The organism is Pontibacter vulgaris (assembly GCF_022758145.1).
Lineage (GTDB): Bacteria > Bacteroidota > Bacteroidia > Cytophagales > Hymenobacteraceae > Pontibacter > Pontibacter vulgaris.
Genome location: NZ_JAJVDH010000003.1, coordinates 848,977 through 864,123, shown reverse-complemented (window position 1 = coordinate 864,123; position 15,147 = coordinate 848,977). Strand labels below are relative to the sequence as shown.

General features: G+C 44.2%; 14 protein-coding genes. 6 read left to right on the top strand and 8 right to left on the bottom strand.

Annotated features, from left to right (window positions below):
* Positions 1-118: 118 nt before the first annotated feature.
* Positions 119-259: a hypothetical protein gene (locus LWP20_RS09060; protein ID WP_242927803.1), complete on the bottom strand. Its 141-nt coding sequence runs from the start codon at positions 257-259 to the stop codon at positions 119-121.
* Between the two features lie 390 nt (positions 260-649).
* Positions 650-2,968: a S46 family peptidase gene (locus LWP20_RS09055; RefSeq protein ID WP_242927802.1), complete on the bottom strand. Its 2,319-nt coding sequence runs from the start codon at positions 2,966-2,968 to the stop codon at positions 650-652.
* 95 nt (positions 2,969-3,063) lie between these two features.
* On the opposite strand from LWP20_RS09055, the gene yidD reads away from it, so the two are divergent.
* The gene (yidD, locus tag LWP20_RS09050) at positions 3,064-3,285 is read left to right on the top strand and encodes a membrane protein insertion efficiency factor YidD (protein WP_242927801.1); all 222 of its coding nucleotides are present in this window, start codon (positions 3,064-3,066) and stop codon (positions 3,283-3,285) included.
* Between the two features lie 350 nt (positions 3,286-3,635).
* Entirely contained in the window at positions 3,636-5,018 is a 1,383-nt protein-coding gene (locus tag LWP20_RS09045) for a beta-helix domain-containing protein (protein ID WP_242927800.1), read from the top strand.
* 142 nt (positions 5,019-5,160) lie between these two features.
* Here LWP20_RS09045 and LWP20_RS09040 read toward each other — a convergent pair whose 3' ends face one another.
* From LWP20_RS09040 to LWP20_RS09020, 5 genes are all read right to left on the bottom strand, one after another.
* Complete coding sequence (locus LWP20_RS09040; RefSeq protein WP_242927799.1) at positions 5,161-5,796, bottom strand: class I SAM-dependent methyltransferase; 636 nt, start codon at positions 5,794-5,796, stop codon at positions 5,161-5,163.
* Positions 5,797-5,838: 42 nt separating this feature from the next.
* Positions 5,839-6,345: a GNAT family N-acetyltransferase gene (locus LWP20_RS09035; protein WP_242927798.1), complete on the bottom strand. Its 507-nt coding sequence runs from the start codon at positions 6,343-6,345 to the stop codon at positions 5,839-5,841.
* Positions 6,346-6,594: 249 nt separating this feature from the next.
* A complete protein-coding gene (locus LWP20_RS09030) occupies positions 6,595-7,389 on the bottom strand; it encodes a hypothetical protein (RefSeq protein WP_242927797.1) in 795 nt (264 codons plus the stop codon).
* A gap of 172 nt (positions 7,390-7,561) precedes the next feature.
* Positions 7,562-7,954, bottom strand: coding sequence for a nuclear transport factor 2 family protein (locus LWP20_RS09025; protein WP_242927796.1), 393 nt, complete (start codon positions 7,952-7,954; stop codon positions 7,562-7,564).
* A gap of 111 nt (positions 7,955-8,065) precedes the next feature.
* The gene (locus tag LWP20_RS09020) at positions 8,066-8,881 is read right to left on the bottom strand and encodes an energy transducer TonB (RefSeq protein WP_242927795.1); all 816 of its coding nucleotides are present in this window, start codon (positions 8,879-8,881) and stop codon (positions 8,066-8,068) included.
* Between the two features lie 326 nt (positions 8,882-9,207).
* On the opposite strand from LWP20_RS09020, the gene LWP20_RS09015 reads away from it, so the two are divergent.
* Complete coding sequence (locus tag LWP20_RS09015; protein ID WP_242927794.1) at positions 9,208-10,140, top strand: DUF1684 domain-containing protein; 933 nt, start codon at positions 9,208-9,210, stop codon at positions 10,138-10,140.
* 233 nt (positions 10,141-10,373) lie between these two features.
* Positions 10,374-11,018, top strand: coding sequence for a thioredoxin family protein (locus LWP20_RS09010; RefSeq protein WP_242927793.1), 645 nt, complete (start codon positions 10,374-10,376; stop codon positions 11,016-11,018).
* Positions 11,019-11,065: 47 nt separating this feature from the next.
* Here LWP20_RS09010 and LWP20_RS09005 read toward each other — a convergent pair whose 3' ends face one another.
* Positions 11,066-13,027: a peptidylprolyl isomerase gene (locus LWP20_RS09005; protein WP_242927792.1), complete on the bottom strand. Its 1,962-nt coding sequence runs from the start codon at positions 13,025-13,027 to the stop codon at positions 11,066-11,068.
* Between the two features lie 239 nt (positions 13,028-13,266).
* Between LWP20_RS09005 and LWP20_RS09000 the strand changes: the two genes are divergently transcribed.
* Entirely contained in the window at positions 13,267-13,761 is a 495-nt protein-coding gene (locus tag LWP20_RS09000; RefSeq protein ID WP_242927791.1) for a hypothetical protein, read from the top strand.
* A 134-nt stretch (positions 13,762-13,895) separates the two neighbouring features.
* Positions 13,896-15,071, top strand: coding sequence for an MFS transporter (locus tag LWP20_RS08995; protein WP_242927790.1), 1,176 nt, complete (start codon positions 13,896-13,898; stop codon positions 15,069-15,071).
* Positions 15,072-15,147: the final 76 nt, after the last annotated feature.

The window sequence follows — 15,147 nt, the reverse complement described above, 5'->3', positions numbered from 1 at the left end:
TCCAAATTTTTGAATTTGCACTTATTGAAGTTGCTTGTACGCTCCTTTTGTGATTTGGATTATAGGTTTTAAGTAGAAAATGAATTCATGCCTGTTGCTATATAGCTGCTTGTATTCCTCAGTTATACTTACCTATAGTTTCATCTTCAGCATTAGCTCGCTCCAAGCCCGCGAGGGCTCGTCCTTTGGCATCGCGCTGGGAGCTTTCCCTTTGCTCCTGACGTCGCAATGCCTTAGCAGGCACCGGAAAAACTCGCATAGGCGCTCATCCCAAGGACTGGAAATGATACTGCTTAGCTGCTGACTATGCAACTAGAACCAATCTGTAAGGACAGGTCTTTTATGCTTTGTCATTTCGAGCAGGGCGAGAAATCTGAAGCATAAAAGTATAATATCTCCTTTCGTCGAGATGAAAGCTGAAGCAGCAACAGGCGGAAAACTCCCCTCCTTAGACAAGGAGGGGCAGGGGTGGTTGGATACATGAATTATAAAACTTATACTTGAAGTATAGTCAAAGGCCAAATCCCCTCTCCTCAAGGAGAGGGCTAGGGTGAGGTGAAATTGCTAGGCGGTTGAAACTACAGTCAGTATAAAAGAAAAAAGGCGCTGAAGTTATCTTCAGCGCCTTTTCTATACTTAAAGCTATGGCTTAGTTCTTCACTTCCAGCTTTACTCTTTTCTTACCGGCAGATTTTTTGATCTTTACTGATTTCTTTCCAGAAGCAAGGTCAGCTTTTGCCTGCTTTACAGCATCTTCCAGTAGTTCAGATGATCCTGCAGCAGCAGTTGTTGTAGCATCTTTAGCGCCAGGGCTGTTCGTGTCTACAATCGTCATCTCGTTTATCAGGTTAGTAGCACCTGCGTATTTGTCGATTATGAACAACAGGTAGTTTGCGCTCATGTTAATGCAACGCTTGTAATCCGGGTCGTAAACAAGGTCACCTGTCATAGCTTCCCAGTTACCATCGAATGCAAGGCCGATCAACTCGCCGTTACCGTTAATAACAGGAGAACCAGAGTTACCGCCTGTAATGTCGTTATCAGTAATGAAGTTAACTACCAGCTGACCATTTTTGCCATAACGGCCATAGTCTTTTGCCTGGTATAGTTGCTTCAGTTTAGCAGGAACTATAAACTCTTCGTTGTTCGGGTCTTCTTTCTGTATGATACCCTCCATTGTGGTTGTAAACTCATACGTTACACCATCTTCAGGTTTGTAGTTTCTTACAGTACCATAGCTCAGGCGCAGGGTTGAGTTTGCATCCGCAGAGTATACTTTATCAGGGTTCATCAGGCGCAGGCCGGCCACATAAACGCGGTTGGCTTTAGCCAGTTTCGCATTGCTCTCAGCCAGTTTAGGTGCGATGTTAGCAGTATAGTTTTCCATGATGGCATTCACGATCTGGAAAGCCGGATCTGACTCCAGTTTCTTCTGAGCCGGGTTCTTCAGGAAATCATTCATTTTCTGCTCTGATACAACTATAGAGTTGCTGTATACATAGTCAGCCAGTTTATTGAAGTCGCCTTTATACTTTGCTACCAGTTTCTTGAAAGCTTCCGGCTGCTGGTCTTTAGCGATATCATCGTTGTAGAACTTCAGCATTGATGCAAATACCTTTTTATCGGTAGCAGCATTATAGTCTTTAAAGAAAGCATCAACGCGAGGCTTCAGGTCTTCAGCAGCTTTTTTAGCAGCCGCCGCATCGCCAGACTTAAGCGCATTGTTCAGGGCTGTTAAGCGGTAAGCCATCATCAGCGACTCAGTGCCTAATATGGCTTCGTTCAGGTACACGCTGCCCAAGTTATACTTGGCAATATTGGCATAAGCCTCATCAATATCCTTCAGCACGTTACCATAAAGGGCTTTGCGCTGTGCATCGCCATCTGCCCAAGCCTGGTACTTACGCTCGTCGGCTTGCTTGCCTTCGATTGTTTTCATACGCTTAATGCCTTCGTTCTGGCCGATAGAGTATTTGTAGTAGTTAGAGATAGACGCATACTTGGATGCATACTTGATACGGGTAGCCGCATCTTTGTCCATGTCTTCTTTCCACAGGTTAAGCTTTTTGTCGCGCAGTTTAATGCGGGTCTTGTTCAGCTGGTCAACTTCCAATTGCAGGCCTTGCGATGTCATGAAACGCTTGGTACGACCCGGGAAACCGAATACCATGGCAAAGTCGTCCTGGTCTACGCCACCAATATTAATTGGCAGGTGGTGCTTTGGCTTGTAAGGAACGTTGTCTTTGCTGTAAGCAGCTGGTTTGCCATCCGGGGCCATGTAAACACGGAACATCGAGAAGTCGCCGGTGTGGCGTGGCCACATCCAGTTGTCAGTGTCGCCGCCAAATTTACCAACCGATGACGGAGGAGCACCTACTAAGCGCACGTCGTTGAAACGCTCATACACGAACAGGTAAAACTCGTTGCCATTGTAGAAATCGCGCACGTAAGATACGTACTGGCCGTTGTTGCTGGCTTCTTTTGCAATGGCCTGCATGCGCTGTGCTACAGCCTGCGCGCGCTCCTGTTCTGGCGTATTGTTATTAATGCCCTCCAGCACTTTGCCGGTTACATCATCCATGCGCACTAGTATATCAACAAACAGCCCCTCGTTCGGAAGTTCTTTGTTACGGTCAGTAGCCCAGAAACCATCTGTCAGGTAATCGTGTTCGGTAGTAGAGTGAGACTGAACAGCTCCGTAACCGCAGTGGTGGTTTGTTAGCAGCAAACCTTCTTTAGAGATGAACTCGCCGGTGCAGAAACCACCGAACTGTACGATCGCATCTTTTAAGCTGGAGTTGTTAACGTTGTAAATCTCTTCGGCTGTAAGCTTAAGCCCTTTTTTCTGCATGTCAGCGTGGTTTAAGCGCTTGATAAGCATAGGCAGCCACATACCTTCGTCGGCTTTGGCAGCAAATGGCGCACTCAGCGAGACTAAAAGTAGTAGTGAAAGAATCCTTTTTATCATGAAATTTTGTTTAGATGAGTTAACTGAAGCAAATTTATAAAAAAATGTGGCTCCTAACGGATGTTAGCCGAATTAGCTTACACAATTATTAAACCATGGCCTGGATACTTCAAAAAATAATGCTCGCGCTCATCTGGGTTTACCAGCACCTGATTTCGCCGTTAACACCCGCCAGTTGCCGTTTCACACCTACCTGCTCGCAGTATGCCGTGGATGCTGTAAAAAAGTATGGACCTTTTAAAGGCGGTAAGCTGGCTGCAAAGCGTATAGGGCGTTGCCACCCCTGGGGCGGAAGCGGCTATGACCCGGTACCTTAATAACAGCTAAATTATACTTATCATCACAGCACTTGCTCAGTTAATTGCTTCTTGCTCTTCAGACGAAACGATCCATTAAATATTTTTTATTTTTAACTAAAAAATCCTGTTTATACAGATTTAAGTGAAGTTCACGTTCTTCTTATTAGCGTATTCTGATTAAACTAAACTTTGCATAAGTACTATACTTCTCTGCAGTAGCCCACTAGCTAACTGCCTGTAAATAGAGGAGAAATGCAGGGTTGTAGTTTCAGATCATTATGCCAGGCTATACTTATAAACTATGAGTTAAACAGGAGCCTGGCACTGTTACCCTAAATAAGATTGATACTTAAAATTTTACTTAATTTATGAGAAGGATTTACTTTTTATGTGCTTCCCTGGCACTGCTATCCCTTGCGTCCTGCGATGACGAAGGATCCCATATTTCTCCTGATATAACAGACCCATCTGAACAGAAGGCAGATACTATAAAAGGTGCTATCACAGAAAACCTGGTACTTAAGGAAAATGCCACTTACTACCTGAAAGGGCAGGTATATGTAAAAAATAATGCAACGCTTACTATACCAGCCGGTGTTACCGTTCTTGTTGGTGCAAAAAGTACAGCAGAAAAAGGCGGGCTGGTAGTTAAGCAAGGCGCTAAATTGTTTGTTAATGGCACCGCCCAAAAGCCTGTTGTTTTTACATCAGCAGCTACAGCCAAAACACCCGGCGACTGGGCAGGTATAGTTTTGTTAGGTAAAGCGCCTACTAACCTGGTAACCGGAAATGTGCCTGGTTTGCCTGTTTCAGATGATACTAAATTTGGTGGCGACGTGGCCGGAGATAATTCCGGAGCAATAAACTACCTGCGCCTGGAGTATTGCGGTGGCCTGAACCCGGATGCGGAAGATGAATGGGAAACCGATATGGCCAGCGGCCTTAGCTTATTCAGTGTTGGCTCTGCAACTAAAGTAGAACATGTAATGGTGCGCAACTCCCGCGACGATGCTTTTCAGTTTGTGGGTGGCACTGTTAACGCAAAATACCTTATTGGTTATAACAACGGCGACGACGACTTTGACTTTGACCGTGGCTATACCGGCAAATTGCAGTACATAATCTCATATCGTACAGCGGCACCATCTGCGCATGCGCTTCGGGCAAACGGCATGGAAAGCCTCAACGACAAAGATGCCCTTGGGCCAGTTCCTCATACGCGCCCGGTTATTTCTAACATGACCATACTTGGCCCGCAAGGCGCCGAAACTACCAAAACCAACCTGAACCAGGGTGTATACATCCGGAAGGCTACACGCTTTGCCGTGCGCAACTCTATTGTGGCAGAATACCCGCAAGGCGGCTTAATGGTATGTATGAAAACACGGCCTATACTTTTAAATGGCCAGGGCTCAGAATTTATGTTTAACCTGGTGCACAGCGATAACTCTGCAAGAGCCTTTACCTGGGACCTAAACACCGAAGTGGTTGCAGACGAAGAGCTAACAAACTTCGCAACAAATTCAACTAACCAGAATACGGTAATCCAGTCGCTTGCCGACCTGAAACTGAAAGCGCCTTATGCTGCCTCGGCAGCTCCGGACTTTTCGTTGCAGGGTGGCGCAGCAGCGCTTACGGGAGCTAATTTCTCCGGACCGGATTATTCTACTTTCTTTACTACGGTAGCATTTAGAGGAGCAGTAGGAACAGATAACTGGGCAGCAGCTTCTAACTGGGCTTCCTGGAAATAAGTACTTATTTATACTCTTTTGAAGTTAAATGCCCTGCTTAAGAAAAGCGGGGCATTTTAATTTTTATACTTGCTGTAAAGTATGGCTGATAAATATTAAAGCAATTTTGAAGCTAAAATGCAGCTATCTGCCAGGGTAGGTTTTACTTTTTACGGGCAATAAAGATCATATGAGTTGAGCTTGAATTATCCGGTTTGGGATATTGTTTGCGGCTCAACCCGATCAATTCAAAATTATTCTCCTGCAGCCCTTTCTGTAGATATTCGGCCTCGTGATAATAAACATACATGCTGTATTGCCCGTTGCTGCTGGTTTCATAGCCGGATTTGCTGTAGTTGCCCTCTATCGCGCTGAAGTATAAAATGCCGTTGCTATCGAGTAAGTTTGAACAATCGCTTATCAGTTTTACGCACTCTGCTTTAGATAAATATGGCATACAGAACCCGCATATAATGGCATCAAACTTATCGGTGAGTGTATCAATTTCCCTGCAATCCATCACCTTGAAACTGGCGGTTGGGTTATTGGCCTGCGCTAACTGTACCATGTTCGGGGCCACATCTATACCTTCGATCTTGAAATCAGGTCGTTTAGAAAGCAGGTACCTTGTTATGTTGCCTGGGCCGCACCCGATCTCGAAAATCTTAGCGTAGGGCTTCTCAATTAATTGGCAAAAAGTGTCATAGGTGTCGTTATACAGGTCCAGGTCCATGAATCTGTCCTGGTAAGCCGATGCCAGCTTATCCCAGGTTTCAGTTGTGATTTTATTTCGATCCATTTTTCTGTATTGTCTGATGCCACACAGATTTTGCCCGTATTTTTAGTTACTGTATAGGCGTAGTTCTTGTTTGCTGTCGGGGTAACAAAACGTTTTGATGAACCTGAGCCCGAGTTTCTCTAAAAGCTTAATAGACCGTGCATTATCAGGTAAAACGGTAGCCAGAACTGTAGGTAAGTTTAACTTATTTGTTGCGTAAGATAAAGTAGCGCTGGCAACTTCAAAAGCATAGCCTTTTCCGTTAAAATCCGGCAAAAAGGCAAAGCCTATATCCGGGTTTTCCAGGTTATCGCGTTTAAGTATACCGCACATCCCGATTGGTTTTTTGTCGTCTTTCGTTTCTGCTAAGTATAAACCGAAACCATGTTGGGCGTAGCTTTTCAGAGGGCCATTTTCGAGGTATTTTACTGCCTGCTCATCAGTTTTTACGTTTCTTTCGCCGATGTATTGTATCCACCCGGGTGTGTTTACAAGTTCTATTATAAACTTTGTGTCGGCAAGTATAAATTCTCTTAACCTTAGTCTTTCAGTTTCTAAAATATACTTCATAGGGGTGCTGTAGTATGATTATGTAGGGCAAGCTAACGGATATATAATGTAAGCATTCGCTTGACAACACTAAAGTATGGCATTGGTTCAGTAGATTCCTGTGCAGTAGTGAAGTTAGCAAAAAGTTGCTGGCAAAGGATAATCAGGCTGGGAATTCTGAAAGAGACGGGGTATTAAAAAGAGAAGTACAATCGGTTTAACTCCTGCTAAGCTGACCTCTTACTATACAGGAGTTAACTTAATTACTTTCTAAAAGCAATTATAGTTATACTTGAGACTCAACCCTGAGCCCTCCTGTGAAGTTATTTCCTGCGCGGTTTCAGGATAACCATTCTCAGAGTAAGTGTAATTCATACTAGTTGTATAACTCCTTCCTCCCGATAATTTACCAGACAGGCTGCTTATATTGTGTTGGTGAGGATAACCATAGCCAAGTTGAATGGCCAATAAGGCTGGAGACGTAGAATAAGGGTTTTTCTTGCCATCATACTTTATTTCCACTTCATGTGTTCTTTGATCTTTGAAGGTTTCCTTTACTCTTGTCATCAATCCTGAAGTATAAGTGTACTCACTCGTTACCTGTAGAGCACCTTCAAAATATAACTTCTCCATTTTAAGCTCAAAGGGTTTTGCATAAGTAAATTCAAGCCTTTGTAACTCAGTTCTTGCATTGGTGCCATGCTTAACATAAACCACTTTAGTTATAACCTGATTTAGCTCATTATAATCGAAAGTTTCAATATCTAAGGCATCTTCGGTTCTTCCGCCGACACTATAGCGATGCACTATTTCAATTACCCTTCCTTTGTCGTCATAGGTATAAGTTGTTGTTTTAACACGATTATCAGGGCTTTCTGGCAGATCTGTTCTGCTAACCTCCAGTAGCCTGTTACTACCATCATAAGTAAAGAACGAACTAATAATGGGGGAACCATTTCGTGTTTCAATCATACTCTGTACAAGACATGATTTTGCATCTTTATCCTTTCCGCAGGCGCATATAAATAGGATAGAAACTATCAGTAAAAGCGGTCTTGCTTTCATATGTTGAAATTTACATACTACACTTAGTGTGTTTTTATACTAAACAGTATTAATAAAGTTATAATTTATTGACTAGGTAAAAGAGGTGTTCCTGTTAACTATATTGTTCCCAACAGATTTACTTAAGCAAGTTTCAATATGTTTTAGTTACTGTTAGCGGGAATTTATATACTTATTTCATTGGAAGGCGGTTCTTTCTATAAGAATTTTTAATAGCTATTTTGCCATCCCTAAAAGTGAATAAATCACATCCTGTAACTTCAACCTTAGTACCATCTGTTTTAGTGCCTGTAAAAACCCACTCGGAAAAACCCCTGTCTCCTAAAACAAAATGTTTGGGATTGCCCCAGTGTGCATCAGGGAATGTTGTGAATACATCTTCAAATGATTGTCTGACTTGCTGTTGCCCGGTAAATTTTTCACCATCAATATCTGGCCCCGCCGAAGCCTCAAATACACAATCATCAGTCATATGAGCCATTATCGCCTTAATATCATGGGCATTAAATGCATCGGCAAAGGATTGGAGAAAAGCTTCGGTAACTTTCTTATCTGGTTGTGCCATAAGTAAAACTGGTAATAATATAAAGGAATGTGAAAGCTCCTTTTTTATACAAGTTTATTTAGAAAAGGATAGATAAAATGAAAGCTAATGGCTTTTATCTTCTTTCAGCTTTTACTTTTTATACTTGCTCCAGTTTTCCTCACTGAAAACAATTGGCATATACCAAGCACGTCTTTCGTGTTTTCCAAGCCTATAATAAACGTCCCACTCAGGAATGGTCTTTACAACTCTTACGGCTTCTCGGTCAAACACTCCATTAAATCCTTTCAGTATCGTTACACTATCAATAGTACCGTATTGGTTTGCTGAAAATTGAATGAAAACTTTTACTGTCTTTTCCTGTGTTGGCAGCTCTTCCCAGTTAATGTTACTGTAAATATGTTTGAGCAATTTTTCACTGTCTTGACTGTAAATTGACTGCCTTGATTTAGAGTTATCAAAAACGTGCTTACGTATAAGATTCCCCTTCACTATTTGGAATAACACTTCCTTCTCATATAAAGACTCATATCCCATATGGACATAGTATAGCTCTTTCCCCAAAGGCGAAATTAAATCGGCAGTAACCCAATCAGCCTGTACTTTTTCATCAATTAGCTTATTGCCAAACAGTTGTTTGAGATTTGCTTGAATCTTGTCTTTATGATGGCAACAACTATAGATACCCGTTAAAAAGAGTTGATTTTCAATTATAGTCCATTCAGCCTGATATCCTCTCCAACAAGCTGTCGTAGTACAGCCTTCTTTGCTTCCAAATAATTTTGGTCTTAAGGTATCAATGTTAGGGAGCTGTTCGAGCGGATTTGCGAAGATAGAAAGCGTATCTCCGTTATAAATAAGAATATCAGGAACCTGTGCTGTAGCAAAAGTCTTACTTACTGCAGTTAGCAGGATTAGAGTTACCAGTATAAATTTTTTTGTTTTCAATGCTTTGGTTCTTGATTAATTCACTGCTAACAACTGTCTTGCACACATTTAAATACAGCTTATTGTCATTTTTAACAGATAACCGTATGTTTTGTAGCCTTTGCCGTTGAAGGTATTTCTTCTGGCTGTAGTATAAAAATATACTTTTATACTTTAGTAAACTATAGGTGCATCAATCCGGGAGCTTTCTTGTTTTTACTTCTGTAAGTGGCGTAACTTTGGCAGAAGAGTTAGATACTTTTCAAGCGCCAGTAAGGCCACCATGTAGAGGGAATTTTCCCACAAACTGAACTCAAATAATCTATACCTGAAGTATAAAATCAACTATGATAAAAAGACTTTTTGTTGTTGGCCTTTCCGGGCTAATGCTCGCAACAGCCTGCACCAGCAACCAACCCGAAACACCGGCTACAACTGCCTCTCCTGAGTCGGGAGCAGCTTACGTGGAAAGTATAAACCAATGGCACCAGGAGCGTGAAGCCAACCTGAAAAAGGAAGATGGCTGGCTGGCATTAGCAGGCCTGTTCTGGCTGAAGCCGGGTACAAACACCTTTGGCAGTGCCAGAGAGAATAGCATAGTGTTTCCGGAGGGTAAAGTACCTGCAAGCGCCGGCAGTTTTATACTTGCAGGCGATAAGGTAAGTATAAAACCAGCCCCGAGTATAAATATTAAGCTTAACGGCGAAGCGATAAACGAAGAAACGGTTATTTATACTTCTGGTAAAGAAGAAGTGCCACAACTAACGTATGGCTCGCTAACCTGGTTTGTGATTAGGCGCGGCGACCAGTATGGCATCAGGTTACGGGATTCGGAAAGTAAGGCGCGCGCTAATTTTAAAGGCGTGGATCGCTACGAGGTATCGCCGGCTTGGCGCGTGCAGGCACGCTTAGAACCCAACGCTTTTCCGAAAAAGATAGCCATAACAAACGTGCTGGGGCAAACATCCGAAGAGGATTCGCCGGGTGCGCTGGTGTTTACAGTAGATGGGAAAGAATACCGCCTCGATGCACTTCAGGAAGAGGATAAGTTATTCATCATTTTTGCTGATAAGACCAACGGAACCGAAACTTACGGTGCTGGCCGTTACCTGTATGCCGCCAGGCCCGCTGCCGACGGAACCACCGTGCTGGATTTTAACAAAGCTACCAATCCGCCATGCGCTTTTGTGCCTTACGCCACCTGCCCGCTGCCACCACGGCAAAACTTTTTGCCTATACCTGTGCCTGCCGGAGAAAGAAGCTACGAAGCCGGGCATTAAGGTTGGCTATTGTCGGCTACCGCATTGTATTTCACCAATTACCCATACTTCCGTACGTACATAAATCAGGTTTAGGAAGTATGGCTTGATACCACAAGCTTAAGAAAACACTTTGCCTGGATAGGTGTTAATAAAGGAATATGCTGATGGTGGAAGTGTAGTTCAAAAAATAACCATCAGTTAATTGCCGGCAAGTATAGTGTATACTTATAAAAGGTTTTAAAGAGTAAATAATGTCAAATACAGTAATAACAAAAGAGCATTTAGCCAAGGCGCTTACCTATACCCAGTACCGCGAAATGACCGATCAGCTGCTGGCAGAAGGGAAAACAACCGGCCCGAACCAATCGGAAGCGATGATAGAATACACCCGAATGAATGTGCACCGGATGCGGCGCGTGGAAAAGACTACCGTGCTGACAGATGAGTTGTTGCAGGTATTGCTTAGTGTGCAAACTAAAATGGTCTGGGCCATACTAACAGAGCCCTGGTGCGGCGATGCAGCTCAGATTGTGCCAGCCCTCGTTAAAATTGCCGATGCATCGCCAAACATAGAAGTAAAGCTTTTGCTACGTGATGAGAATCCCGAAGTAATGGATGCCTACTTAACGAACGGCGGCCGCTCCATACCAAAACTGGTTGCCCTGAAAGCAGATACACTGGAAGAGTTAGGAACCTGGGGCCCACGACCGGAGCCGGCACAGAAACTGTTTCTGGAAATGAAGGCAAACAACACGCCTTATCAGGAGTTTGTAGAGAAATTACACGGCTGGTATGCCAAAGACCGCAGCCAGACTTTGCAGCAGGAGTTTAAGCTTTTACTGGCAGACTGGTCTCAACTGGTTGAGCCGCAGAACCAACAGATAGATAGGTTATAAAGTATAAAAGGCAGCCTCTATGGGCTGCCTTTTATACTTTATACTTGTTATTGCTTCAGCTCTACTGCTATAATTTTATCGCCAACCTTAAGTTTATGCACGACATCCATGCCTTTTATTACTTTGGCAAAAATAGTGTAGCGGCCATCTAAGTGTGGCGTAGGAGAGTGGGTTATAAACCATTGGTTACTTTCCGTGTCTTTGCCCGCAGATGCCATACCTACGTAGCCTTCGCGGTAATGCAACGGTGCAAACTCCGACCGGATAGAGTAATCAGAGCTACCCCAGCCATCGCCGCGTTTGTCGCCGCCTTGTGCTACAAAGTTGGGCACCACCCGGTGGAAGTATAAACCATCAAAAAACTTCTTATTTGTAAGCTCCACAAAGTTGGCCACTGAACCGGGGGCATCCTCTACGAACAATTGCAGTACTACATCGCCTTTTTCAGTTTTGATGATCGCTTGCTGGTTAGCAGCTATCGTCTGAATGAGTTTCCAGTCTATCGGGTGGGTAAAAGGGTTCTGAGGTTGTGTGGTTTCAGCTTTCCCGCTCAAGTAATCAATGGTTTTCTGCAGCTCAATGTTGGTTTCCATATCGCGCGGCAATACAAGTTTCTGCTGGGCCTCGGTCAGGAAAGTACAATTTTTGTAAAGGTCTTTATAGTTCAGCTTAGGGTCGCGGATTGTGCCTGCAGCTACGCCAACTATAGCTACATCGCCGGAGGCAATGGCCTTTTTAAATGTTGCGGCAAAGTCCTGTTCCAGTGTTTTCGGGAAATCAGGTTGCTGGCGCATAGCTGCCAGGGCCTCTATACCATAAGTAGCAATTACAGGCTGTGGCGCATTAAATGTTTGCTGCTCAATAAATTTATAGTTGCCGTAATCGGCTGAAAGAGCTTTTAGCAGATGTGCTTTGTCATAAGGGTTTTGGGTAGAAGTATAAAGCTGGCGGTACTGTGCGCTTAGTGCTTCTTTTTTAGGGCTGTTATGCAGTATAACCCAGATAAGGCCGGCACGCACGCGGCCATCTTTTACAGAGCCAAGCGCCTGCTTCAGCACATTCACATCAGCGCCTTTATAGTTTGCCTGCAGAAATTCGGCTGTGGCAACCGCCGTGTTCACATTCTGATCGTGCAGGCCTGCCATTACAACATCTTTTATCGCTCCAAACTCCAGCCCGGCTAAAGCTCTTATCGCGCTCAGGCGCACACGGTAATCCGAGTCGTGCTGTACGATGCCGGTAAGTAAAACTGCTTTATCTTTTGCCTTTACTTTTGCCAGGGCCTGGGTGGCAGCCATGCGCACATCAGCAGATTTATCGGCGGTTGCGGCGGCATGCAGTTGTTGCTTATAGTTGGTCAGGTCTAGTTTTGGAGTGCGGCCCAGGAAGTTAGCAGCGGCAAGGCGGGCTTCGTATGGCATTTCAGGTTTTAAAAAACTAACAGCTTTTTCTATGGCCTGTGTGTTTTGCTTCTGGCGTTGCCCGGCTCTGTAAAGTCCCCAGGCCTGGCCTGCCAGTGCAGTTGTATCGGTCGCCTGAAGATAAGCCAGGTAAGAAACGCCTTCGCTTGTTGCAAGTTTACCCAAAGCTTCCAGTATTTCTGCCTGTACTACAGCCCTTTTTTCTTGCTGAATATGCTGTATTAAACCTTGCTGTGCCTTTTTGTTCCCAATCTGGCCAATAGCATACGCCGCAGCCCTGCGCACATTTGTGGTTGTATCCGAAAGTAAACCCAGTAGTTGCGGTATCGCCAAAGTATCCTGCACAGAGGCGAAGGCCAGTGCGGTTTCGTAGCGGTATTTTGCTTTAGGATGTTGCAGGTACGGGAGCAAGTCGGAGGTTTTACGCTCGTCCTGCAAAGTATAAATCTGCTGAAGTGTATTATCAGAAAACTTATTAATCGCAGCTTTGGACTCTGCCGGCTGTTGCGTAGGAGTGCTTACTTGGGGTTGCTGGCGGCAAGATGCCAGCATGAGAAGGGCAAAAGCAAAAGTATACTGTTTTTTCATACTTGTTTTAGTTGTCTACCGGGCTATTTTATTTTATTTGTTGGTATATTAATATTTGTATTAATATAGTTATAAAAATAAGGTTGTATGGTAAAATATAGCTATATTTAATTTGTAAAGCGAAAAGGGGCTATAAAATCTCTTGTTTAGCTTCGGAAAGTATAGAGGAAATTTCTTTAATGGCAGGAAGTACAGCAGTTATCTATGCCAGATTGCTTACAATTTAAAGTATAGTACCTATGTATGTTAGTTTATACCCACAGAAAGAATTAAAAAGAACTAAAAGAAGCTTCCTGCTGGCAGGGATCTTTTTATTTTCTGGTGGAGCTTACGCGCTTGTTCGTGAGTTGCAAGAGGCACGGCTCAGGTTCGACTGGATTGTTGCTGCCGGTATAATCAGCCTGCTGGGTATACTTGCCCTGGCCGTAGCTACCGATCGCCTGCGCCTTAAAGATGCTTATTTTTCTATGACTCCAGAAAAGATATCTTATAGATTGGGCCTGTACGGTAACGATAGCGTGCTTTACTGGGCTGAGGTTTTAAGTATGCGGGTAACTGAAACCTTTGTTCTGTTCGAACTTCAGGGCGGTCATAAAAAAAGGTTAAGCCTGAGTGCTATTCCTGCGCGCGAGGTGGCAAATCATGTAGCCACAAGTCTACGATTGGCTGCCATCGAGAAAAATATTGAGGTAAATGGGGTTCAAATGCATGCTAAAACTGTGTTGGCATCATAACCCAAAAGTATAAAGTATAAAAAAGGGGAGGCCGGCAGCTAGAATGCCGGCCTCCCCTTTTTTATGCAAACTATAGCTTAAATCTGGCGGCATTATTCCGGGTTTTTGCCAACTTGCGGCACGTTTTAATTATTATGGCAGAACAGGTATCGCGGGTGTACGGGCTTCAGTTTGGGTTGCTTTGTTTGAGTTCTTTTCTCTTTTTTGCCAGCTTCAACATGATCATACCAGAGCTGCCTGCCTATATTTCCAGTTTGGGTGGCGCTGAGTATAAAGGCCTTATCGTTGCTCTTTTTACTTTAACAGCGGGTTTATCGCGCCCTTTTAGCGGGCAGCTAGCTGATAAGATCGGTAGAATACCGGTAATGGTGGTTGGCGGTGCTGTTTGTATACTTTGCGGCTTTTTATACCCTTTAACAGGTTCTGTAGCTGCTTTTCTGCTGTTGCGGTTTGTGCATGGTTTCTCTACTGGTTTTACGCCAACAGGCACCGCTGCTTATGTAGCCGATATTATACCTACAAACAGGAGAGGCGAGGCTACCGGCTTACTTGGCTTGTCGGGTAGTCTGGGCATGGCAGCCGGGCCGGCTTTGGGCGGGGCCATAGCTAACCAGTTTTCACTGGATACAATGTTTTATGCTTCGTCGGGTGCAGCATTTTTATCTGTAGCTGTAATCGCCCGCATGCACGAAACAGTCAGCGATCCGCACCGTTTCAGAATGGGTTTGCTCAAGATATCGCGTAGCGAAATTTTTGAACCCCGCGTACTTGCTCCTTCTGTGGTTATGTTGTTCTGCTACTTTGCTTATGGCGTGGTGCTAACCATTATTCCTGACCTGAGCGAGCACCTGGGCATTAAAAACAAAGGCTTGTTCTTTCTGAGTTTTACGATCTCTTCATTGGCAATAAGGTTTATGGCAGGTCGCGTTTCTGATAAGTATGGGCGTGTGAACTTGTTGCGTGTAAGCACAGCGCTGCTTGTGTTAGCCATGCTGGCAGTAGGTTTTTCGGCAACGCCAACGCAGTTATTGCTGTCGGGTGTTTTGTTTGGTGTGGCCTCCGGTATGAATTCTCCCACCATTTTCGCCTGGACCATCGACCTGAGCCACAAAGACCATCGTGGCCGCGCCATGGCTACCATGTATATTGCTTTGGAGGCCGGCATTGGTTTAGGCGCCCTGGCAGCGGGGTGGCTGTACGGTAACAATCCTGCAAACTTTTCAATAGTATTTTTAGCCGCTGCTGCCTGCGCATTCATCTCTTTCCTTTTCCTGGTATTTATCGTGAAAGCCCAGGATCATAAACTATAGGCGCTGTCAGCTTATACTTTCAAGTCATCGAAGCAAAGTATAAACCGCTTTTACATTGCACAGCGGGGTTGCATAA